The organism is Nocardia anocheti (assembly GCF_029675105.1).
Lineage (GTDB): Bacteria > Actinomycetota > Actinomycetes > Mycobacteriales > Mycobacteriaceae > Nocardia.
In genome coordinates, this window is record NZ_JAQQFV010000003.1 from 72,740 (window position 1) to 93,577 (window position 20,838).

Here is a 20,838-nt window from a genome sequence, read left to right on the forward strand (position 1 = left end):
TGGCAGTGGTGCCACGGGGGTGAAGACGGTGGAGCCACCGATCCGTGCGGAGTGAATCTTGTGTCCTGCAACATGTTCCATTGCATGACTCACCGAATCGGCATCGCCGAAACGGTATCAGGAATGTCACGGTGAGTGAAAAGTGATGGCGCCGTGCGCTATTGGCCCTCGGTCAGCGCCGTCGCGAGCCACTCGGTGGCCTGGACGAGCCAGTCGGGATCACCGTGCTCACGGCCCCACAGCGCTTCCTTGACCGATCCGGCCTGGATCCAGCGGCGTGCGCGGACGGGGTCGAGTTCGGCGGCGTCGCTGTAGACGTCGATGCAGCGCAGGAGGCGCTGTTTCGGGTTCGGCGACAGCAGCAGCGGGGCGAAGCGGGGACTGCGGATGACATTGAGCGCGTCGTAGGCGGGATCGCCGACTAGGCACTTGGGGTCGATGGCCAGCCAGGGCGCCCGGTGTCCGGCCAGGACATTGGCGTCGTGCAGGTCGCCGTGCACGAGCAGGGCGGGCTGATCGCGGCCCAGTTCGTGGAGGGTGGCCAGGGCGGCGTCGAACACCGGGCGGGGGATGGGGTCGCCGAATCGCGCGGCGGTGGCGATCATCTCGCTCTCCCACTCGTCCATCCGGTCGGCCAGGCGCGGCAGTTCGGCCGGTGCCGGGACGGCGAGGGTTCGGGTCAGGGTGCCCTGGATGGTGAGGGCCGCGTCGTCGTCGGTGACCGTGGCCAGGGTGTCGTGCGCGCGTTCCAGCAGCATGGCGAAGTGTTCGTCGGCGCGCGCGTAGAGGTGGACGGCGCCGCTGCCCCGCCAGGCGGTGTACGCGTCGGGCTCGTGCACATTGCCGGGATGCGGGAACGACACCTTGACGACGGCGGGCGGGAGGTCACGGTGCCGGACCGGGACGACGAGGCCGACCTCGCCGTAGCGGATCGCGCCGTCGGGCACGCAGGACCAGCGGTCCATGAGTTCGGCGACGATCCCCGGGAGGGCGGCGATCCAGCGACGTCCGGATTCGCTTGCGCTGTACTGCTTCTTGTCGGCGAACTCCGTGGGGACCGTGATCACGAATCCACCGTAGCCCTGCCTGTCGGCGGGCGCTTGTAGCGTGGCGGGCGTGGTCGAGAACGAGCGATGGCCGGTCCCCGCGGAGTACGTCGGGATCGTCGACGAGGAACGGCGGGCCCTGGGCGAACTGGTGGAGCGGGCGCGACAGCGCGCCGACGACCCCGCCGAGCTGCGACGGATCGCCGATCAGGCCCTGACGCGCTTGGCCGAGGGGGAGGACCGGGCGTTGGGCCACCTGGAATCGAATGTCGGCGATCTCGTGGCCGTGCTCGACGAGATCTACGATGCCGCGTTCCCCGCTGACGATCCCGACGACGTCGCCTGCCTGCTCGCCGCGCCGTGGCCATCGGCGCACCGGAAGGCCCTGCTCGCGCGGTATCTCGGCGTCGATGTCCGGCACCGTCTGCTGCTCGACGAGGTGGCCGGGCGAGCCGTGGCCGCGGGGGAGGTCGCCCTGCTGCGTCTGCTCGTCGTCACCCCGCTGGGCTGGCTGGATCGGACCTCGGTGGCGGGCATCCTCGACGCGCTGTATCGGGCCGATGCCCTGGACGCGGCCGTGGTTGTGCGGGCGTTCACCGACGACCGCTATCTCGGGTACGCGATCGTCGGGCGTGACGGGAGCGGGGAGGTCACCGGGGCGCCGCTGGCCTGCGCGGACGCGGTGCGCGCGCTGGTGGACGAGCACACCTGGCGGTTGGTGTCGGGGCCGGAGCCGGTGGAGTGGGATCGCGTGCCCGCCGGATTCGCGCCGCGCGGGTTGCGGTTCGTTCGGCTGGCGCTGCGGTGGACCGATGAATCGAGGGCGGCCGAGCACTTCGGCGCGGCGGAACTGACCGAGGCCGAGCGGGCGGAACTGGTCGAGGAACTGCGTTCGCGCCCGCTCGCCGAGCAGCGGCGGGTCTTCTCGTGGCGCAAGCCCGCCGGAGACGCACATGTGCTGCTGCCGCTGTTCGGCCTCGGGCACGGCGCCGACCTGCTGCGGATGATCCGGGCGATACCCACCGACGAGGTCGTTCGGCAGGACCGGGCGGCGCTGCTGCGAGCGATCGAGCAGACCGGAGACGAGGACGCGCGCCGCGTCCTGGCACTCGAGCCGAACGAACTCGTCTCGGCCGTCCTGGGGGACAACCGCGCGAAAGTCCTGAAGCGCGTGAAGAACAATGCGCTGCACGGCATCGCGGCCTTCGGCATGCTGCCGCTGGAGGCGGGGGAGACCGTCCTCGATCGGTATCTGGCCATCCGCGAGTGTGGCCGACGCGGTGCCAAGCTCGGACCGAATCGTCGGATCAGCCATGCCGCCGCTGTCGCCGTGGCGCTCGACCATCTGGCGCAGGTGGCCGGAGTCGACGGCCCGGACCGGGTGGAGTGGGACTGCGAGGCGCGGATCGCCACCGCGACGCGCACGGAGGCGACCATCGGGGACTATCACGTCGCCCTGCGGATCACCGGTTCCGAGGCCGATCTGGTGGTCGACCGGGCCGGGAAGGTTCTGAAATCGGTGCCGTCGGCGGTGCGCGGCGACCCGGCCTACCAGGAACTGCGCGAACACCAGGAACGACTGCGCGATCAGGCCCGCCGCATGCGTTCCGGCCTGGTGGAACGGCTGGTCGCCACCGCGGGCACGCTGACGCCACCCGAACTGACCCGCCTGCTCTCGCTACCCGCCGGGGCGGCCATGCTGCCCGCCCTACTCTGGCGCGACAGCACCGACGCGATCGGGCTGCTCGACCAACTCGATCGCACCGGCCCGGTCACCGCCGTCCATCCCCTCGAGCTCGACCAGCGGGGCACGCTGGTCCGGTGGCGGGACGAACTCGCCGAACGGGGCGTGGCGCAGCCGGTCGATCAGGTGCAGCGGTCGTTCTTCCGCGCGACGCCGGACGAGCTCGCCGGGCAGGTCGTCCGCCGGTATGTCGGACAGGCCGTCCAGGGCCAGCGGGCGGTGCCGATGCTGTCGGCACGCGGCTGGTCGACCCACGGCCGATACAGCGATCACCAGGCCACGAAGCCTGTCGGCGACGGTCTGACCGCCGCCCTGCGCTGCGAATTCTCCGGCTACTTCGGGCAGGCCGAGGTCGAGATCGGCGAGCTGCGCTTTCTGCGTGACGGTGTGCCGGTTCCACTGACGCGGGTACCACCGATCGTGTTCTCCGAAGCTGCCCGCGACCTCGACGAGATCGTCGCCTCTGGTGGCGAAACCACAGGTACATAACCGAATTCGCGCTCGACGAACGGCCCGGCGACACGATGCGCCGGGCCGTTCGTCGTCCGGAGGTATCCGGGACGTATATCCCATACAGTCGCCGCTCGGGCGGGAATCGCACAACCTTTTCCCGGCTGTGACCGGTCGATGGCCGGTTTCGGCCAAGGTATTGACCTGGACGACGTGTCCAACCTAAATTGCAGGGACACGGTGTCCCAGGTATTCGGGGCACACGCGACACGGGAGTGCGTACATGACACAGAAGGTGTTCGTCGTCGGCGTCGGCATGACGAAGTTCGAGAAGCCGGGCGAGTTGGAGTGGGACTACCCGGACATGGCGCGGGAGGCGGGGACCAAGGCCCTCGCGGACGCCGGAATCGACTACGACCAGGTCGAGCAGGCGTATGTGGGTTACGTCTACGGCGAGTCCACCTCGGGTCAGCGCGCGGTCTACGAGCTGGGGCTGACCGGCATTCCGGTGGTCAACGTGAACAACAACTGTTCCACCGGCTCGACCGCGCTCTACCTCGCCGCCCAGGCCATCCGAGGTGGGCTCGCGGAGTGCACCCTGGCCCTGGGCTTCGAGAAGATGCAGAAGGGCTCGCTCGGATCGACCTTCGACGACCGTGAGCAGCCCATGATGCGGCACCTGCTGGCGCTGGCCGAACTCCAGGAGTTCGCCATGCCGCCCGCGCCGTACATGTTCGGCGCCGCCGGTAAAGAGCACATGGAGCGCTACGGCACCACCGCCGAGCAGTTCGCCAAGATCGGCGTCAAGAACCACAAGCACTCGGTGAACAACCCGTACGCGCAGTTCCAGAAGGAATACAGCCTCGAGGAAGTGCTCGCGGCCAAGCCGATCTACGGCCCGCTCACCAAGCTGCAGTGCTCGCCGACCTCCGACGGCTCCGGCGCGGTCATCCTCGCCAGCGAGGCCTTCGTCGACCGCCACGACCTGGCCGACCGCGCGGTGGAGATGGTCGGACAGGCGATGGTCACCGACCTGAGCTCGACCTTCACCGACCCGACCGCGATCAACCTGGTCGGTGCCGACATGTCGCGGACCGCCGCGCTGAAGGTCTACGAGCAGGCCGGGATCGGTCCCGAGGACGTCGACGTCATCGAACTGCACGACTGCTTCTCCACCAACGAACTGCTCACCTACGAGGCGCTGGGCCTGTGCGCTCCCGGCGAGGGCGGCCGTCTCGTCGACGACAACGCCACCACCTACGGCGGCCGCTGGGTCGTCAACCCCTCTGGCGGCCTGATCTCCAAGGGGCACCCGCTGGGCGCCACCGGCCTGGCGCAGTGCAGCGAACTCACCTGGCAGCTGCGCGGCACCGCCGACGCCCGCCAGGTCGAGGGCGCCCGCATCGCCCTGCAGCACAACATCGGCCTCGGCGGCGCGGTCGTGGTGACCGCCTACCGCCCCGCCGTCCGCTGACCTTTCCCCCGACGTTTTCGATCACTCAACGAGGAGCAACCCCATGGCATCCGTGTCCGTTTCCACCGAACTTCCCGTCACCCCCGAAGCCGCGTGGGCGCGCCTGAGCGACCTGGCCAACTGGGAGCAGTGGCTGACCATCCACCAGGGCTGGCGCAGTGAGCTGCCCGCCGAGCTCACCGCCGGGTCGCGGTTCATCGAGGTCGTCTCGGTGATGAACATGGCCAACAAGATCGAGTGGACCGTCGCCGAGGTCGACCCGCAGAAGTTCCTCAAGATCACCGGCACCGGCATGGCCGGGGTCACCGTCGAATTCGCGCTCGAGGTGGAGCCCACCGCGACCGGATCCTCGGCCAAGTTCGACGCCAGTTTCAAGGGCACCATGATCGTCGGCCCGATCGGCAAGGCCGTGGCCAAGCACGCCGAGGCCGACCTGAAGGAGTCGATGGCCAAGTTCACCGAGCTCGTCGGCTCGGCGGCATGACCACCTCGGAATCGGCCGGAGTCGTCTTCGACGGCTCCGCGCTGGGGGAGTGGACCGACGAGGAACGGTTCTCGGTCACCGCCGAGCGGATCGCGGAATACGCCGCGGCGACCAACGATCCGATCGAGGCGCACCGGAGCGGGCAGATCGCCCCGCCGGTGTTCGCGGTGGTGCCCGTGTTCACCTCGATGGCACCCGCCGCGCTGTCGGTGGCGCCGGTCGAACTGCTCATGAAGCTCGTGCACGGGGAACAGGACTTCCTGTTCCACCGGCCGATCGTGGCCGGGGACGAGCTGGTGGTGCGGGCCAAGCCGATCGGCTACCTCGGCAAGCCGAACGGGTCGACGGTGGTCATCTACGCCGAAACCCGCGACGCCGCGGGCGAACTCGTCAACGAGCAGTGGATGACGGCGTTCTTCCGCAAGGTCGACGCGGGACCGGGCGAGGGCGAACAGGCACCCGGTCACCGCATCACCGACGCCGACCGGGCGGGCGAGCCCGCCGCCCGGGTCACCGCGCACATCGACGAGGACCAGACCTTCCGGTACTCGCCCGCCTCCGGTGATCCGATGCCGATCCACCTCGACGACGAGATCGCCCGGATGGCGGGTCTGCCCGGCATCATCAACCACGGTCTGTGCACCATGGCGTTCACCTCGTGGGCCGCGCTCACCGAACTCGCCGGGGGCGACACCGCGCGCCTGCGCCGCCTCGCGGTGCGCTTCGCCAAGCCGGTGCTGCCCGGCCAGGACATCACCACCACCTTCTGGCGCACCGAGCCGAACGCCTTCGCCTTCGAGACCGAGGCCGAGGGCGCCCTGGCCATCACCGACGGCCGCGTCGAATTCAACTAGGAGACAAGACTGATGGGAAAGCTCGACGGACGCGTCGCCGTCATCACCGGCGCCGGTCGCGGTATCGGCCGTGAACACGCGCTGCTGTTCGCCCGCGAGGGCGCGGCGGTGGTGGTCAACGATCTCGGCGGCGCCAACGACGGCACCGGCACCGATGCCGGTCCGGCCCAGCAGGTGGTCGACGAGATCGTCGCCGCCGGTGGCAAGGCCGTGGCCAACACCGACAACATCGCCACCTGGGACGGCGCCAAGGAACTCATCGATCAGGCGATCGCGGAGTACGGCCGCCTGGACGTGGTGGTCAACAACGCGGGCATCCTGCGCGACGCCTTCATCGCCGGGATGGACGAATCCCAGTGGGACGCCGTCATCGCGGTGCACCTCAAGGGCCACGCGGCCACCCTGCACCACGCCGCGGCCTACTGGAAGGCGCAGTCCAAGGCGGGCAACCCCGTCAACGCCGCGGTGATCAACACCGCCTCGGCCTCGGGCACGTTCATGCCCAACGCCGGTCAGGGCAACTACGGTGCGGCCAAGGCCGGGATCGCCGCGCTGACGCTGGTCGCCGCCGACGAGCTCGAGCGCTACGGCGTGCGGGTCAACGCGATCGCCCCGATCGCGCGCACCCGGCTCACCCTGGCCACCCCGGGCATGGGCGCGCTGTTCGCCGCCGAGGTCCCCGAGGGCGAGTTCGACGCGTTCGCGCCGTCGAACATCTCGCCGCTGGTGGCCCACCTGGCCGAGGCCGACTGCCCGCTCACCGGCAAGGTGTTCGCGGTGCAGGGCGGGGCGATCGTGGAACTGGCCGGGTGGCACGACGTGCGCACGGTCGAGACCGACGGCCCGTGGACCATCGACGAGGTCGCCGCTCGGCTGAAGGAGACCAGCTAGCCATGGCGCGCACCAGCTATGAGCTCGGCGTGGGCGTCAGCGAGGACCACCTGGCCCTCGCCGACGCCGTGCGCGGCTTCGTCGAACGCACCATCACACCCGACACCGTCCGCGCCGCCGTCGAATCCAGCGACGCGGGCAAGCGACTGCCGTACTGGGACGCGCTCGTCGCCCAGGATCTGCTCGGCCTGCACGTGGCCGAGGAGTCCGGTGGGCAGGGCGCGGGACTGCTGACCCTGGCCGTCGCGCTCGAGCCCCTCGGGCGCGGCCTGCACACCGGCCCGTTCGTGCCGACCGCGCTGGCCAGCGCCGTGCTCGCCCAGGTGGGCGGGGCATGGGCGGCGGCCCAGCTGCCAGGGCTGACCGACGGCTCGCGCACCGGCGCCGTCGCGACCGCGTCGGCCCTGACCGGCACCGAGCGTGACGGGGTGCTCGTGGTCGACGGCATCGCCGACGGTGTGCTCGGCGCGCTGGGGGCCGATGTGATCCTCGCGCCGGTCACCGTCGACGGCACGCGGCGGTGGGTGGCCTTCGAGAACACCGACCTGACCGTGACCGCCCAGGACAGCGTCGACGTGCTGCGCGGTTCGGCGTGGCTGCACGCGGATTCGGTCGAGGTCCCGCTGGAGCGGGTGCTGGACGTGTCCGCCGAGCGGGTGCGCTCGGTGGCCGCGGTGGTGCTCGGCGCCGAAGCGGTCGGCGTCATGTCGTGGTGTGTGTCGACCGCGTCGGAATACGCGAAGACCCGGGTGCAGTTCGGTCGTCCGATCGGGCAGTTCCAGGGCGTCAAGCACAAGTGCGCCCAGATGGGCATCGCGTTGGAGAAGGCGCGCGCGGTGCTGTGGGACGCGGCGTTCGCGCTGGACCGGGCCGACGAGACCGCCGACTACGCCGCCGCCATCGCCGGACTGATCATTCCCGACGCCGCGGTGCAGGTGGCGCAGGACTGCATCCAGGTGCACGGCGGCATCGGGTTCACCTGGGAGCACGACGCGCACCTGTACTACCGGCGGACGCTGGCCCTGCGCGGTCTGCTCGGCGCGCGCGACGAACGCGCCGAGGCGGTCGCGGGTTACGCCCTGGCCGGGCTGACGCTGTCGAGCGAACTGGAACTGCCCGCCGAGGCGGAGCGGATCCGGGCCGAGGTGAAGGCCGAACTGGCCACGATCGCCGCCATCGACGACGAGGACGAGCAGCTGGTCGCCCTGGGTGACGGCGGCTGGAACCTGCCGCACCTGCCCCGGCCCTACGGCCGTTCGGCCTCGCCGCTCGAGCAGGTCGTCATCGCCCAGGAGATCAAGGCCTCCGGCATCCCGATGCCGCAGCTGCTCATGGGCACCTGGGCGGTCGGGGCGATCGTGCCGCACGGCGACGAGCGGCAGAAGCGCGAACTGGTCGTGCCGACGCTGCGCGGCGAGGTGGTGTGGTGCCAGCTGTTCAGTGAGCCGGGCGCCGGTTCGGACCTGGCGAGCCTGACCACCAAGGCGGTCAAGGTCGACGGCGGCTGGAAGGTGACGGGTCAGAAGATCTGGACCACGGTCGCCCAGTTCGCCGAGTGGGCCATGCTGATCGCGCGGACCAGCCCGGACAAGCCCAAGCACGAGGGCATCACCTACTTCGTGCTGGACATGTCCTCGCCCGGTATCACCGTGCGCCCGCTGCGCGAGATGACCGGCTCGGCGCTGTTCAACGAGGTCTTCCTCGACGACGTCTTCATCCCCGACGAGAACGTGGTCGGGGCCGTCGACGACGGCTGGCACGTGGCCCGCACGACCCTGGCGGGCGAGCGGGTGGCGCTGAGCCAGAAGATGGAGGCCTACGCCACCGACACCGACCTGCTGCGCTTCGCGGTGGGCCGGGAGCTCTCGCCGGTGGCGCGCTACCGGGTCGGCGAGCTCATGGCCGAGAGCCGCGCGGTGGACGTGATCGGCTCGCGGGTGGTGCTCAAGCAGCTGTCCGGGATCGACGTGTCGACCACCTCCAGCGTCGGCAAGCTGCTGGGAATGGCGCTGGGACAGGCCATCTCGGAGTTCGTCGTCGCCGAACTCGGCATCGCCGGAGTGGTCTCGGTGCCGGGTGAGCGCAGTGATCACGCGATGGAACAGCTCATCGCCGGTCGCGCCACCACCATCTACGGCGGCACCACCGAGGTGCAGCTCAATGTGATCGGTGAGCGGATGCTCGGCCTGCCCCGAGATGCCTCGGTGAACAGCTGATCGCCCCCGGTTCCCGGACAACGTTTCCGGGAACCGGGCCGCTCACCCGTCGAACACCCCGATGTGTTTAGTGTTCTTGCAGGGGCCCGAAGGGCCCCGCCCGAGCGCGCCAGCGCTCCGAGAAACACAGGAGGACCGTGACCGCACAGCACGCCGACGGGCGGGCGAGCCGATGGGATCGGCATCGCGCCGACCGGCGGGAACGTATCCTCGCAGCGGCTCTCGCCGCGGTGCAGGCCAAGGGTGCCTCGGTGGGTGTCCAGGAGATCGCGGACCTGGCCGAGGTCCCGCGCTCGGTGCTCTATCGCCTGTTCAAGGACCGTCGCGATCTCGACGAACAGTTGCGCGCGCGCATTCTCGAGGACCTCATGGGGGTGCTCGAGCCCACGCTGAACCCCGAGGGCACCGTCGCCGAGGCGATCGCGCGCTCGGTGGACACCTATGTGGGCTGGATCGCGGTGAATCCGCGGCTGCACTACTTCCTCGGCGCCGGGTCCGACGGGCGCGAAGGGCGGCGCAACTCGCCGCTGGTGTCCGGGACCAAGATCGCCATCGCGGGCACCGTGCGCGAGGTCTTCGAGAACGCGCTGCGCGCGCAGGGCGCGCCGACCACGATCGCCGAGCCGATGGCGTTCGGCCTGGTCGGCTTCGTCGACGGCAGTGTGAACCGCTGGTTGAGCCAGTCCATGCAACCGATGACGGCCGCGGAACTGTCGTCCTACCTGCAGGAAGCCATCTGGGCGATCGTGGACAACAGCCTGCGCAAGGCCGGGGTCATGCTCAATCCGCTGACCCCGATCGCCGAACTGGTCAACGCTCCGGCGAAATAGATGTAACGAGAAGTAGCGGCTACGCTTGTGTGGTACCTCAAGTACCACTAATCTGGTCGATGTACCCGTGATTAGGAGACATCGATGACGCTGTCCGCCCCCGGCTCGGCTGACCTGCGCGCCGAGTGCTGGCCCGCGCCCACCCGCGCGACGCTGCCCGACGACGATCCGTTCTACCTGCCCGCGCCCGGCTTCGAGCAGGAGCCCGAGGGCACGGTGCTGCGCTGGCGGCCGGTCGAGCTGGCCGCGTTCGGCCTGGTACCGCTGCGGGCGACCGCCTGGCAGCTGCTCTACCGCACCACCGATCTCAACGGGCAACCCGACGCCACCGTCACCACCGTGATCGCCCCGGTGGGCGGTGTCACCGCCGACACCCCGCTGCTGTCGTTCCAGTGCGCCATCGACGCCATCTCCTCGCGCGGTTTCCCGTCCTACTCGCTGCAACGCGGCTCGCGCGCGATCGGCACCTTCGCCCACGTCGAACTGCTCTGCTTCATGGACGCGCTCAAGCGCGGCTGGGCGCTGTCGATCCCCGATCACGAGGGCATGCTCGGTGCCTGGGGCGCCCCGCGCGAACCCGGCTACCGCACCCTCGACGGCGTGCGCGCCGCCCAGCGCTTCGCCCCGCTGGGGCTGGCCGCGGACTGTCAGGTGGGCCTGTGGGGCTACTCCGGCGGCGGCCTGGCCACCTCCTGGGCAGCCGAGGTCGCGCCCACCTACGCGCCCGAACTCGACATCGCCGGGGCAGTGCTCGGCTCGCCGGTCGGCGATCTGGTGGAGACCTTCCACCGGCTCAACGGCAGCCTGCACGCCGGTCTGCCGACGCTGGTCGTCGCGGCTCTGCGGCGCGTCTACCCCGCCTTCGACGCGGCGATCGAGGCGCACATCTCCGACGAGGGGCGCGCGATCCTCGACCGCGCCGCGCGCAGCACCACCGGCGCCGCGGTGCTGCGGCTGATCCGGCACAACCTGGACCTGCACACCACCTCGCTCCCGATCGCGGAGGTCCTCGCGCTCGCGGAGCTGGTCGCGATGTTCGCCGACCTGGAGCTGGGAACCGTCGCGCCCGAGGTGCCGCTGCTGGTGGTGCAGTCGACGCACGATCAGATCATCGCCGCGGAGGGCATCGACGCCCTGGTCGACCGCTACCGCGCGCACGGCGCCCAGGTGACCTACCTGCGCGACCGGTGCAGCGAGCACCTGGGCCTGCTGCCGATCTCGACGCCGCTGAGCCTGAACTGGCTGGCCGACCGGTTCGCCGGGCACCGGCCGACGCCCTCGGCGACCACCACGGTGTGGAGCCTGCTGCGGCTGCCCGCGGGCCATCGCGGGCTGGGCGATCTGGTGCGCGGCGCTGCCCAGGCGCTGTTCGCGCGACCGCTGACGCCCTCGGCGAGCCGTCGCGAGGACGTGCTGCGCAAGAAAGCGGCCCGCCCGGCCGCCTGAGCGGGGCGACGAATATCGAAACCTGCCGCCCGGCAGGTGCGTTGGTGTGGAGTGAGGGGACAGGTTCGTGGGGTTGGTCGCGGATGTGCCGCGCGCGGTGCGCAATGTGTGGTCGGTGTCGTTCGGCGGGGGGATCGAGTCGGATGATCCGGCGCCGTCGACGACGATCTACGACGGCGAGCACCGGCATCTGAAGCGCTTCGACCGCGCGACTCCGGCCACCGGGAACCCGGTGCTGCTGGTGCCGCCGCTGGCGGTGACCCCGTCCTGCTTCGACCTGCGCCCCGGCCAGAGCCTGGTGCGCTACCTGCTCGAGCAGGGCAGGCAGCCCTATGTCATCGACTACGGCCACTTCGGCTACGCCGACCGCGATCTCGGGCTCGAGGACTGGACCCACGACATCCTGCCCGAAGCGATCCGGCGCGTCGCCGAGGAACACGACGGCCCGGTCGACCTGATCGGCTGGTCGCTCGGCGGAGTCATCTCGCTGCTCACCGCCGCCGCCCACGCGGACCTGCCGATCGCCTCGATCACCGCGCTGGCCCCGCCCATCGATCAGCGCCGCACCGCCATGCTGACCCCGCTGCGGCTGGTCGGCAAGCTCACCGGCGGCCGGGAGATGGCCCTAGCGACCCGGATCATGGGCGGTATCCCGCAGGAATTCGTGCGGATCGGGTTCCGGTTGCAGGCCTTCGACCGGGAACTGTCCCGGCCGATGTTCCTGGCGCGCAACGCCCTCGACACCGAAGCGCTGGCCCGGATGGAGGCCACCGACCGCTTCATGTCCAGCATGCCCGGCTATCCCGGCCGCTCCTACTGGCAGATCCACCGCAGCCTGGTGTTGCGCAACGAGCTCGCCACCGGCTCGGTGCGGCTGCGCTCGGACCTGGTGATCGAGCTGGCCAAAGTCACCTGCCGGGTGCTGCTCATCGGCAGCCGCGGCGATGTGGTGGTGCCCGCCACCTCGGTGCGCCGCGGCCTGGACGTGCTGCCGCACGCGGCCGAGGCGCGCTTCGTCGAGGTCCGCGGCGGTCACCTGGGCCTGCTGGCCAGCGCGACCGCCGCGGAATCGACCTATCCGGCGATCGAGGAGTTCCTCAGCCGCTGATCGCGGCCGCCGTGCCGTGCTCGTCGCGCAGCTGGTGCTTGACGACCTTGCCCCCGGCATTGCGCGGCAGCGCCCCGACCACGACCAGCGCCTTGGGGTGCTTGTAGCGGGCCAGGTGGGCGTTGAGGTGCTCGGTGAGGTCGGCCAGTTCGATCGGCTCGGCGTCGTCGACCGCGACCACCGCCACGGGCACCTCGCCCCACTTCTCGTCGGGTCGTCCGATCACCGCGGCCTCGCGGATACGGGGATGGGCGAACAGCACGTTCTCCACCTCGGCGCAGTAGATGTTCTCGCCGCCGGAGATGATCATGTCCTTCTTGCGGTCCACCACGTAGACGAAGCCCTCGTCGTCGCGACGCACCAGGTCACCGGAGTGGAACCAGCCACCGGCGAAGGCGTCGGCGGTGGCGCGCGGGTTGTTCCAGTACTCGCGCATGAGCGTCGGTCCGCGATAGACGATCTCGCCGATCTCACCGGGCGCCACATCGTTCATCTCGTCGTCGACGATGCGGGTGGCGATGGTCGGAATGGGCTTGCCGACCGAACCCAGCTTGCGGATGGCGTCCTCGCCGTCGAGCACACAGGTGATCGGTGACATCTCCGTCTGCCCGAACACCGCGACATTGAGCGCCCGAGGAAACGTCTCGGCCATCGCGCGCAGCACCGTGTCCGAGGCGGGCGCGGCGCCCCAGCTGATCACCCGCAGCCGCAGATCCCGCTGCGGCACAGTGGGATCGGCGCAGACGATCTGCCACTGCGCGGGGACCAGGAACACCGAGGTGGCCCGCTCACGTTCCCACGCGTCGAGCACCTCGGTGGCGTCGAAGGCCTGGAGCGGGTGGATCACCGTGAGCGCGCCGAGCACGAAACAGCAGGCGATACTGCCCAATCCGGCGATGTGGAACAGCGGCGAGGCACAGAAGGCGATGTCGTCGTCGGTGTAGCGCATGGCCCGGATACAGGTCAGCGCCTGGGCCTGCATGTTGAGGTGGGTCAGCACCGCGCCCTTGGGGCTGCCGGTGGTGCCCGAGGTGTACATGATCAGCGCGGCCGAGTCCTCGGGCACGTCACGCGGTGCGTGCGGCACGCCCTCCTCGGCGATGAGATCCTCGTAGCCGAGCACGCCGTCACCGGTCGGCGCGCCGACCACGATCCGGGTGCGCAGCGTGTCGGTGCCCATGGCCACGGCGGCGGCCAGCGGCGCCAGCACGGCATCGGTGATGAGCACGGCGCTGCCGCTGTCGTTCACCTGATAGACCAGCTCGGGCGGGGTGAGCCGGAAGTTCACCGGCACCGCGATGGCGCCGAGGGTGTTCACCGCGAACACCGATTCGATGTACTCGGTGTTGTTGAGCATCAGGATCATCACCCGGTCGCCCGCCTCGACACCGCGGCGGGCCAGCGCGTCGGCCAGGCGCTGGACGCGGGCGTGCAGGGTCCCCCAGGTGGTGGTCTCGCCCAGGAACCGCAGCGCGGGAGCGTCCGGGATGGTGGTGGCGTGCAGGGCGATCTGGTTCATCCAGTGGTTGCGGCGCGAGCGCAGCGGTTCGACGGCAGTGGTCATGGAAACGTCTCCTCGGGAGGACTAGGCCGGGTCGGCGATCGGAGCGGGCGCACCGGCGAAACGCGGTGGGCGACGGGTCAGCACGGCGGTCATGCCCTCGAGGAAATCGGGCGAGACCAGCAGCTCGGACTGTCCGGTCTTCTCCCGGTCGAGCGCGGCGTCGAGCTCGGTCAGGGTGGCGGCGTTGATGGCCGCCTTGGTCAGCTCCAGCGAACGACGCGGGCCCGCGGCGAGCTTGGCGGCGACCGCGTCGACCTCGGCGTCGAGCTGGTCGGCGGGCAGGCTGCGGGTGATCAGGCCCGCCGCGGCGGCCTCGGGCGCGGGCAGACGGGCCCCGAGCAGGGCCAGCTCGGCGGCCCTGACCCGGCCCATGGCGGCGGCGACCATCGCCGTGGCGCCACCGTCGGGCATCAGGCCGATGGAGGTGAACGGCAACAGCAGATAGGCGGTCTCGGCCGCGTAGATCAGGTCGGCGGCCAGCGCGATCGAGGTGCCCACCCCGGCGGCCGGGCCGTTGACCCGCGCGATCACCGGTAGCGGGGAGGCCACGATCGCGCGGATCACCGCGTTGGCGCTGTCCATCACCCGCTCGGGCGGGGCCTCGTTGCCTCCGGCGGCGGCCGCGGCGGCCAGATCGGCGCCGGTGCAGAACGCCTTGCCCGCGCCGGTCAGCACGATGACCCGGGTCTCCGGGTCGGTGTGCGCGGCGGTGACGAGTTCACCGAGTTCGTCCATGGTGGCCAGGTCGATGGCGTTCATCCGGGCCTGGCGGTCGACGGTGATCCGCAGGACCCCGCGCTCGCGCTCGATCAGCACGCTCTCGCTCATCGGGCCACCGCCCCGACCAGCGCACCGGCCAGACGGCCCGCGATGAGGTCTTCGGCCTCGCGCACGATCCGGCCGACCAGCTCCGCGCAGGTGGGAATGTCGTGGATCAACCCCTGACATTGGCCGACACTCCAGATGCCCGCGTCCAGATCGCCGTTCTCGTAGACCTTGCGGCCCCGCGCACCCGCCACCAGCTCGCGCACATCGGCGAAGGTGCCACCCGCGCGCTCGATCTCGACCACTTCGCGGCTGACCGCGTTGTCGGCCACGCGGGCGGTGTTGTTCATGGTCCGGAAGATCAATTTGGTGTCGAGCTCGGTATTGGTCACGATCTTCTCCTTCACGGCGTGCGCGATCGGCGACTCCACGGTGCACAGGAACCTGGTGCCCATATTGACCCCGTCGGCGCCCAGCGCCATGGCCGCGACCAGCCCGCGCGCGTCGGCGATGCCGCCGGAGGCGATCATCGGGATCTCCAGCTCGCGTGCCGCGGCCGGGATCAGGACCAGGCCGGGGGTGTCGTTCTCGCCGGGGTGACCGGCGCATTCGAAGCCGTCGATGCTCACCGCGTCGACGCCCACCTGCTGGGCCTTGAGGGCGTGCTTGACGCTGGTGCACTTGTGCAGCACCTTGATGCCCGCGTCCTTGAGGAACGGCAGGTGGGTGGCCGGATTGCCGCCCGCGATCTCCACGATCGGTACCCCGCCGTCGATGATCGCCTGCCGGTACTCCTCGTAGGGCGGCGGCGTGATGGACGGCAGGATCGTCAGATTCACCCCGAACGGCTTGTCGGTGAGGTCCCTGGTGCGGGCGATCTCCTCGCGCAGCGCCTGCGGCGTCGGCTGGGTCAGCCCGGTGAGGATGCCCAGGCCGCCCGCCTCGGACACGGCGGCGGCGAGTTCGGCCCGGCCGACCCACATCATCCCGCCCTGCACGATCGGGTGCTCGACACCGAAGGCCTCGGTGAATCGGGTGCGCAGCATTTGCGCTCTCCCTCCGGATTCGTCGTTCCCCGCAGTGGCGCCGTGCCGCGACAGCTCTTTGCAACCGAGGAGAATCGTGATTAACTTATCGAGAATTACGATTAACTTAACGGTGGCTGACGCGGCGTGTCAATAGGCCGCGCCGTCCGCCGGGCCCCGAGGACTCCCTGTCCGAGCCGCGTCGCGCGGGACCGCCGCCGAGCAATCCGAAGGATGGTCGAGAATGACCGAAACTCCCACTACCGCCCCCATTTCTGCGACAATGGTCCACACCCTGGACCCGGCCACCGGCGAGACCGTCGGCAGCTGGGCCGTCGACGACGCGGCGAGCGTGGCCGCGGCCGTCGCCAGGGCCAGGACCGCCGCGCAGACGTGGCGTGAACTCGGGTTCACCGGGCGGAAGCGGGCACTGCAGCGCTGGGCCGCGGGCATCGTGAATAACATCGACGAGTTCTGCGCGCTGATCAAAGCCGAGAACGGCAAGCCACTCGACGACGCCTACCTCGAGGTGATCACCGCCGTCGAGCACCTGAACTGGGCCGCGGAGAACGCGGGCAAGGTGCTGAAGCCGCAGAAGGTCTTTCCCGGCCTGATGATGGCCAACCACGAGGCCGTCATCGAGCAGCGCCCGCACGGGGTGGTCGGCGTGATCGGTCCGTGGAACTATCCCGTCTACACGCCCAACGGGTCCATCGCCTACGCGCTGGCCGCGGGCAACACCGTCGTGTTCAAGCCCAGCGAGCTCACCCTCGGCGTCGGGCACTGGTTCGCCGACGCGTTCACCAAGGCCAATCCCACGCTGCCGCAGGGCATTCTGAGCGTGGTCAGCGGCGACGGCGCGACCGGCCGCGCGCTGGTGGAATCCGACGTCGACATGATCGCCTTCACCGGCTCCACCGCCACCGGCAAGCGGATCATGGCCGCCGCCGCGGCGAAGCTGACCCCGGTGGTCCTGGAATGCGGTGGCAAGGACGCGGCCATCGTCGCCGAGGACGCCGATGTCGCCGCGGCCGCCGACGCCATCGTCTGGTCGGCCATCGCCAACTCCGGGCAGACCTGTGTCGGTACCGAACGCTGCTACGTGGTGAACTCGGTGCTCGACGAGTTCGTCGCCGAGGTCACCCGGCGGGTCGCCGACCTGAAGCCCGGCTCCGGTCCCGCTGCCGCCTACGGCCCGATGACCCTGCCCGCCCAGCTCGACATCGTCACCGAGCATGTCGAAGACGCCCTGGCCAAGGGCGCCAAGGCCGTCGTCGGCGGTCGCGAGGCGATCCAGGCGCCCTTCGTGAGCCCGATCGTGCTGCTCGATACCCCCGAGGACTCCCTCGCCGTCGCGGAGGAGACCTTCGGCCCCACCCTCACCATCCGCGGCGTCGCCGACGTCGAGGAGGCCATCCGGCTGTCCAACGCCTCGCGCTACGGGCTGGCCTCGACGGTGTTCTCCCGCAAGCGCGGCATGGAGATCGCCCGGCAGCTGCGCGTCGGCGCCACCTCGGTGAACAGCGCCGCCGCCTACGCCGCCATTCCGGCGCTGCCGTTCGGCGGGGTGGGGGAGTCCGGGATCGGCCGCATCCACGGCGCGGCCGGACTGCTCGGTTTCACCCGGCCGCACTCGATCGCGCGGCAGCGCTTCGCCGTTCCCGGGATGGTGCTGCTCTCGTTCTCCCGGACCGCGTCGACCATGTCGCTGGTCCGTAAACTCACCGCCCGCCGTTTCGGGCGCGCCAAGTAACCCATCACCATCCACGAAAGCAGAGGAACACACTCATGGGCGTCGAATTCAGCCCGGAACAGCGGGATTTCGCCGCGGCGGTCGCCGCGTTCGCCAAGCGTGAGGCGGGCACCAGGGAGAAGCGCGACGCGCTCACCGACCACGACGCCGAGCAGCACCACGCGGGCGTGTACGCCAAGATGGCCGAGCTGGGGTGGCTGGGCCTGACCGTGCCCGAGGCCTACGGCGGCTCCGACGCCTCGATGGTCGACATGTGCATCCTGCTCGAGGAGAGCCTGCGCGGCCTGCTGCCGATCGGGGCCATCGGCCCGACCCTGATCACCGGCGGTGCCTACGCCAAGTTCGGCACCGAGGCGCAGAAGGAGACCGTGCTGCGCGGCATCGTGCGCGGTGCCTCGCAGTCGATCTCGATGTCGGAACCCGAGGCGGGCTCCGACGTCGGCAACATCACCACCCGCGCGGAGAAGACCAGCGACGGCTGGCTGATCAACGGCCAGAAGACCTGGTGTTCCAACGCGCACATCTCCGAGAACATCCTGCTCGTCGCGCGCACCGACCGCAGCGGCGGCAAGCACGAGGGACTCACCATGTTCCACGTGCCCGCCAACACGCCCGGCCTCGAGATCAGCCCGATCGAGCTGATGGGCAACCAGAAGGAGACCAACGACCTGTACTTCACCGACTGTGTACTCCCCGAGGACGCGGTGGTCGGCGAGGTGGGCAACGGCTGGCGTCAGCTGATGACCGGCCTGAACTTCGAACGCCTGGTGCTGGCCGCGATGAGCCTGGGCACCGCCGAACGCGCCTTCGAGGACACCCTGCAGTTCATCTCCGAGCGCAAGCAGTTCGGCAGGCCGATCGGTTCCTTCCAGGCCCTGCGTCACCGCGTCGCCGACCTGGCCACCGAGATCGAGTGCACCAAGCTGCTGGTCTACAGCGTGGCGGCCGCCGTCGACGCCGCCCCGACCAAGACCTTCGCGCGTGAGGCGTCGATGGCCAAGCTCAAGGCCACCGAGACCGCCAAGCAGGTGGCGCTGGCGGGCATGCAGATGATGGGCGGCTACGGCTACGCCCGCGAGTTCGACATGGAGAAGCACGTGCGCGGGGCCCTGGTCTCCACGATCTTCGGTGGGACCAGCGAGATCCAGCGCGACATCATCGGCAAGACCTTCGGCCTCTGACCAAGGAGGGGAACGGGCGCCCGGCCGGAATCTCCGACCGGGCGCCCGTGGTCTGCGCGCGGGAACGAACTACCGGGGCAGCGGCCGACCCAGCAGAATCGTCTCGAGCAACTGCGCCACCGTCTCCTGCGGGCAGACGGTGGCGTCGCCGAAGGCGCGACCCAGGTCGACGACCAGGCTGAAGGCGGCGTGCACCAGGATCCGGGCCTCGCCCATGGACAGTTCCGGCCGGGCCGCGACGACGAGCTTGGCCCACTCGGCGATGATCAGCTGCTGCAGATGGCGCAGGGTCACCTGGTCGGCGTGGTCGACATGGCTGAACTCCGCGTAGTAGACGAAGGTCAGCGCCCGCTCGTCGAACGAACCGGCCACATAGAGCTCGATCAGCGTGGCCAGGGCTCCGGCGGGAGTGTCCGCGGCCGCGATGGCCGGGGCGATGGCCGCCGAGACCCGGTCGGCCGCGCGCCGGAACGCGGCCACCAGCAGATCACTCTTGCTGCGGTAGTAGCGGTAGACCGCCGAGGCGGCCGACAGATCCGCGGCCCCGGCGATGTCCTCCATGCTGACGTTCGGATAGCCGCGCTCGTGGAACAGCTCCACCGCCTTGCGCAGCAGCAGATCGTGCTTGAACGGCTGATAGCGCTCCTTGGCGGCACCGACCGGGGCGGTGGCGTCGGGGCGGACCAGGTCCGCGTCGATCAACGCCCAGCTCGTCGCGGCCAGCAGCGGCGCGAGAGCCTTGGCGGGCACCGTCGCGTGGTGGTCACCGATGCTGCTGACCACGGCGAAGATCGACACCGCGCGGATGGCGAGATCGCGCCGGTCCAGTTCGGGACGCACGTCCCCGATCAGGGTGCGCAGGGCGGCAATGGCCGCGGTGAACTGGGCGTTGAGCTCGTCGAAATCGGCGGGCTCGAGGTAGCGGCGTTCCCAGCGCACGAGAGCCACGGTCGGCCGGTTCGCGATGGTCAGGCCGATGATCGCGTCCACGACATGGTTCACCCGCTCGCGGGCCGACCAGTCGGCCGCCTCGGGGGGCAGCTCGGTGGCGCTGAGCGCCAGCCCGGACAGCCGCAGCAATTCCTCGCGGAACAGCGCGTATTTGCTCGGGAAGTGCCGGTAGAGCGCGGTGGAACTGATGTCGAGCCTGCGGGCGATGTCGTCCATGCTGACGCCGTGATAGCCGTGCGCGCCGAACGCGGCCGCCGACTCCGCCGCGATCTGCGCACGCCGGTTCTTCGGCCTGCGCCGGATCGGGCGCGCCGGTGTCTCCGGAGCTGCTTCGTCTGCCTGCTTGCTCGTCGTCTTGCCCTTTGTTCCTCGCGGGGAGCGCACGTTCCCGATGATCTTGCCCGTCATGCTATCGCCTGCGCCGGTAGGTCCGGCGCACCGGATTCGCTCACTGGCCGGGCACCGCCGGTAGTGGCGAGTTCACCTTCTCGACCAGCCAGCGGTCGTCGTCGTGGCGCAGACCGAGCACCATCGACAGCTGACCCGGCTTGGCCTTGTGCTCGGTGCCGAGGCTGGAGATGGTGGTGCCGATCACCACGATGGCCTCGGCCGAGGACTCGTCACCGGTGCGCAGCGCGCACTGGGTGTCGGTGGTCCGGGAGACCACCTCACCCTGGGTGAGCGCGTCGCGCAGTTCGGTGCTGGTGGCCTCGAACTGTTTCTTCCAGTCGCCGGTGGCGCCGTCGAGCACGGCGGCGAAGTAGGTGTCGAGATTCTTGCTGTCGTAGTCGGCCAGCACCGGGGCGTAGCGGCAGGCGGCCTCGCGGGCCTGCTGCTGGGCCGCCAGCAGATCCTTGCTGTCCTCGTTCTCGACGAACAGGAACACCGAGGTCGCCACCGAGGCGCCGAGCACGATGGCCGCGGCGCCGCGCAGGCCCAGGGACTTGCGGTCCATGGACCACCATCTGGTCCGCGCGGGTGCCGCGTCGGCGGTGGTCGCGTCGGATGTCGTGGTGTCGGTGGGTGTTTCGTCACTGCTCATGGGGTGGTGTGCTC

The 20,838-nt window shown here is 70.2% G+C and carries 17 protein-coding genes; 11 read left to right on the plus strand and 6 right to left on the minus strand.

What is annotated here, in order from left to right; translation table 11 throughout:
* Positions 1 to 158: 158 nt before the first annotated feature.
* Entirely contained in the window at positions 159 to 1,067 is a 909-nt protein-coding gene (locus tag QC180_RS07915) for an aminoglycoside phosphotransferase family protein (RefSeq protein WP_278261975.1), read from the minus strand.
* A gap of 49 nt (positions 1,068 to 1,116) precedes the next feature.
* Here QC180_RS07915 and QC180_RS07920 point away from each other — a divergent pair, with 49 nt between their 5' ends.
* From QC180_RS07920 to QC180_RS07960, 9 genes are all read left to right on the plus strand, one after another.
* Positions 1,117 to 3,279 (plus strand): DUF4132 domain-containing protein, encoded by a 2,163-nt coding sequence (locus tag QC180_RS07920; RefSeq protein ID WP_278261976.1) that lies wholly within the window; start codon positions 1,117 to 1,119, stop codon positions 3,277 to 3,279.
* Positions 3,280 to 3,523: 244 nt separating this feature from the next.
* Entirely contained in the window at positions 3,524 to 4,714 is a 1,191-nt protein-coding gene (locus QC180_RS07925; RefSeq protein WP_278261977.1) for a lipid-transfer protein, read from the plus strand.
* 43 nt (positions 4,715 to 4,757) lie between these two features.
* Complete coding sequence (locus QC180_RS07930; RefSeq protein ID WP_278261978.1) at positions 4,758 to 5,198, plus strand: type II toxin-antitoxin system Rv0910 family toxin; 441 nt, start codon at positions 4,758 to 4,760, stop codon at positions 5,196 to 5,198.
* Entirely contained in the window at positions 5,195 to 6,052 is an 858-nt protein-coding gene (locus QC180_RS07935) for a MaoC/PaaZ C-terminal domain-containing protein (RefSeq protein ID WP_278261979.1), read from the plus strand. The genes QC180_RS07930 and QC180_RS07935 overlap by 4 nt, the downstream gene beginning before the upstream one ends.
* A gap of 12 nt (positions 6,053 to 6,064) precedes the next feature.
* The gene (locus QC180_RS07940; RefSeq protein ID WP_278261980.1) at positions 6,065 to 6,943 is read left to right on the plus strand and encodes an SDR family oxidoreductase; all 879 of its coding nucleotides are present in this window, start codon (positions 6,065 to 6,067) and stop codon (positions 6,941 to 6,943) included.
* A 2-nt stretch (positions 6,944 to 6,945) separates the two neighbouring features.
* A complete protein-coding gene (locus tag QC180_RS07945) occupies positions 6,946 to 9,159 on the plus strand; it encodes an acyl-CoA dehydrogenase family protein (RefSeq protein WP_278261981.1) in 2,214 nt (737 codons plus the stop codon).
* A gap of 137 nt (positions 9,160 to 9,296) precedes the next feature.
* Positions 9,297 to 9,989 (plus strand): TetR/AcrR family transcriptional regulator, encoded by a 693-nt coding sequence (locus QC180_RS07950; protein ID WP_278261982.1) that lies wholly within the window; start codon positions 9,297 to 9,299, stop codon positions 9,987 to 9,989.
* An 84-nt stretch (positions 9,990 to 10,073) separates the two neighbouring features.
* Positions 10,074 to 11,435: a lipase family protein gene (locus QC180_RS07955; RefSeq protein ID WP_278261983.1), complete on the plus strand. Its 1,362-nt coding sequence runs from the start codon at positions 10,074 to 10,076 to the stop codon at positions 11,433 to 11,435.
* A gap of 67 nt (positions 11,436 to 11,502) precedes the next feature.
* On the plus strand, positions 11,503 to 12,543 hold the full coding sequence (locus QC180_RS07960; RefSeq protein WP_278261984.1) for an alpha/beta fold hydrolase: 1,041 nt from the start codon (positions 11,503 to 11,505) through the stop codon (positions 12,541 to 12,543).
* Here the strand turns inward: QC180_RS07960 and fadD5 are convergent.
* Genes fadD5 through QC180_RS07975 form a run of 3 tightly spaced genes read right to left on the minus strand, consistent with a single transcriptional unit; the run spans position 12,533 to position 15,918 of the window.
* The gene (fadD5, locus tag QC180_RS07965) at positions 12,533 to 14,107 is read right to left on the minus strand and encodes a fatty-acid--CoA ligase FadD5 (RefSeq protein WP_278261985.1); all 1,575 of its coding nucleotides are present in this window, start codon (positions 14,105 to 14,107) and stop codon (positions 12,533 to 12,535) included. The genes QC180_RS07960 and fadD5 overlap by 11 nt on opposite strands.
* Positions 14,108 to 14,128: 21 nt before the next feature.
* Positions 14,129 to 14,935, minus strand: coding sequence for an enoyl-CoA hydratase (locus QC180_RS07970; RefSeq protein ID WP_278261986.1), 807 nt, complete (start codon positions 14,933 to 14,935; stop codon positions 14,129 to 14,131).
* Complete coding sequence (locus tag QC180_RS07975; RefSeq protein WP_278261987.1) at positions 14,932 to 15,918, minus strand: NAD(P)H-dependent flavin oxidoreductase; 987 nt, start codon at positions 15,916 to 15,918, stop codon at positions 14,932 to 14,934. The genes QC180_RS07970 and QC180_RS07975 overlap by 4 nt, the downstream gene beginning before the upstream one ends.
* Positions 15,919 to 16,141: 223 nt before the next feature.
* Here QC180_RS07975 and QC180_RS07980 point away from each other — a divergent pair, with 223 nt between their 5' ends.
* The gene (locus QC180_RS07980; protein WP_474646406.1) at positions 16,142 to 17,650 is read left to right on the plus strand and encodes an aldehyde dehydrogenase family protein; all 1,509 of its coding nucleotides are present in this window, start codon (positions 16,142 to 16,144) and stop codon (positions 17,648 to 17,650) included.
* Positions 17,651 to 17,685: 35 nt separating this feature from the next.
* Positions 17,686 to 18,831 (plus strand): acyl-CoA dehydrogenase family protein, encoded by a 1,146-nt coding sequence (locus QC180_RS07985; protein WP_278261989.1) that lies wholly within the window; start codon positions 17,686 to 17,688, stop codon positions 18,829 to 18,831.
* 69 nt (positions 18,832 to 18,900) lie between these two features.
* On the opposite strand, the gene QC180_RS07990 is transcribed toward QC180_RS07985, so the two are convergent.
* Positions 18,901 to 20,190 (minus strand): TetR/AcrR family transcriptional regulator, encoded by a 1,290-nt coding sequence (locus tag QC180_RS07990; RefSeq protein WP_278261990.1) that lies wholly within the window; start codon positions 20,188 to 20,190, stop codon positions 18,901 to 18,903.
* A gap of 40 nt (positions 20,191 to 20,230) precedes the next feature.
* Positions 20,231 to 20,824, minus strand: coding sequence for a hypothetical protein (locus QC180_RS07995; RefSeq protein ID WP_278261991.1), 594 nt, complete (start codon positions 20,822 to 20,824; stop codon positions 20,231 to 20,233).
* Between the last annotated feature and the right edge of the window lie 14 nt (positions 20,825 to 20,838).

Excerpts from the sequence above, each read along its gene's own strand:
- QC180_RS07925 (WP_278261977.1), top strand. The coding sequence starts at position 3,524 with ATGACACAGAAGGTGTTCGTCGTCGGCGTCGGCATGACGAAGTTCGAG.
- QC180_RS07930 (WP_278261978.1), top strand. The coding sequence starts at position 4,758 with ATGGCATCCGTGTCCGTTTCCACCGAACTTCCCGTCACCCCCGAAGCC.
- QC180_RS07935 (WP_278261979.1), top strand. The coding sequence starts at position 5,195 with ATGACCACCTCGGAATCGGCCGGAGTCGTCTTCGACGGCTCCGCGCTG.
- QC180_RS07940 (WP_278261980.1), top strand. The coding sequence starts at position 6,065 with ATGGGAAAGCTCGACGGACGCGTCGCCGTCATCACCGGCGCCGGTCGC.
- QC180_RS07945 (WP_278261981.1), top strand. The coding sequence starts at position 6,946 with ATGGCGCGCACCAGCTATGAGCTCGGCGTGGGCGTCAGCGAGGACCAC.
- QC180_RS07955 (WP_278261983.1), top strand. The coding sequence starts at position 10,074 with ATGACGCTGTCCGCCCCCGGCTCGGCTGACCTGCGCGCCGAGTGCTGG.
- fadD5 (WP_278261985.1), bottom strand. The coding sequence starts at position 14,107 with ATGACCACTGCCGTCGAACCGCTGCGCTCGCGCCGCAACCACTGGATG.
- QC180_RS07970 (WP_278261986.1), bottom strand. The coding sequence starts at position 14,935 with ATGAGCGAGAGCGTGCTGATCGAGCGCGAGCGCGGGGTCCTGCGGATC.
- QC180_RS07975 (WP_278261987.1), bottom strand. The coding sequence starts at position 15,918 with ATGCTGCGCACCCGATTCACCGAGGCCTTCGGTGTCGAGCACCCGATC.
- QC180_RS07980 (WP_474646406.1), top strand. The coding sequence starts at position 16,142 with ATGACCGAAACTCCCACTACCGCCCCCATTTCTGCGACAATGGTCCAC.
- QC180_RS07985 (WP_278261989.1), top strand. The coding sequence starts at position 17,686 with ATGGGCGTCGAATTCAGCCCGGAACAGCGGGATTTCGCCGCGGCGGTC.
- QC180_RS07990 (WP_278261990.1), bottom strand. The coding sequence starts at position 20,190 with ATGACGGGCAAGATCATCGGGAACGTGCGCTCCCCGCGAGGAACAAAG.
- QC180_RS07995 (WP_278261991.1), bottom strand. The coding sequence starts at position 20,824 with ATGAGCAGTGACGAAACACCCACCGACACCACGACATCCGACGCGACC.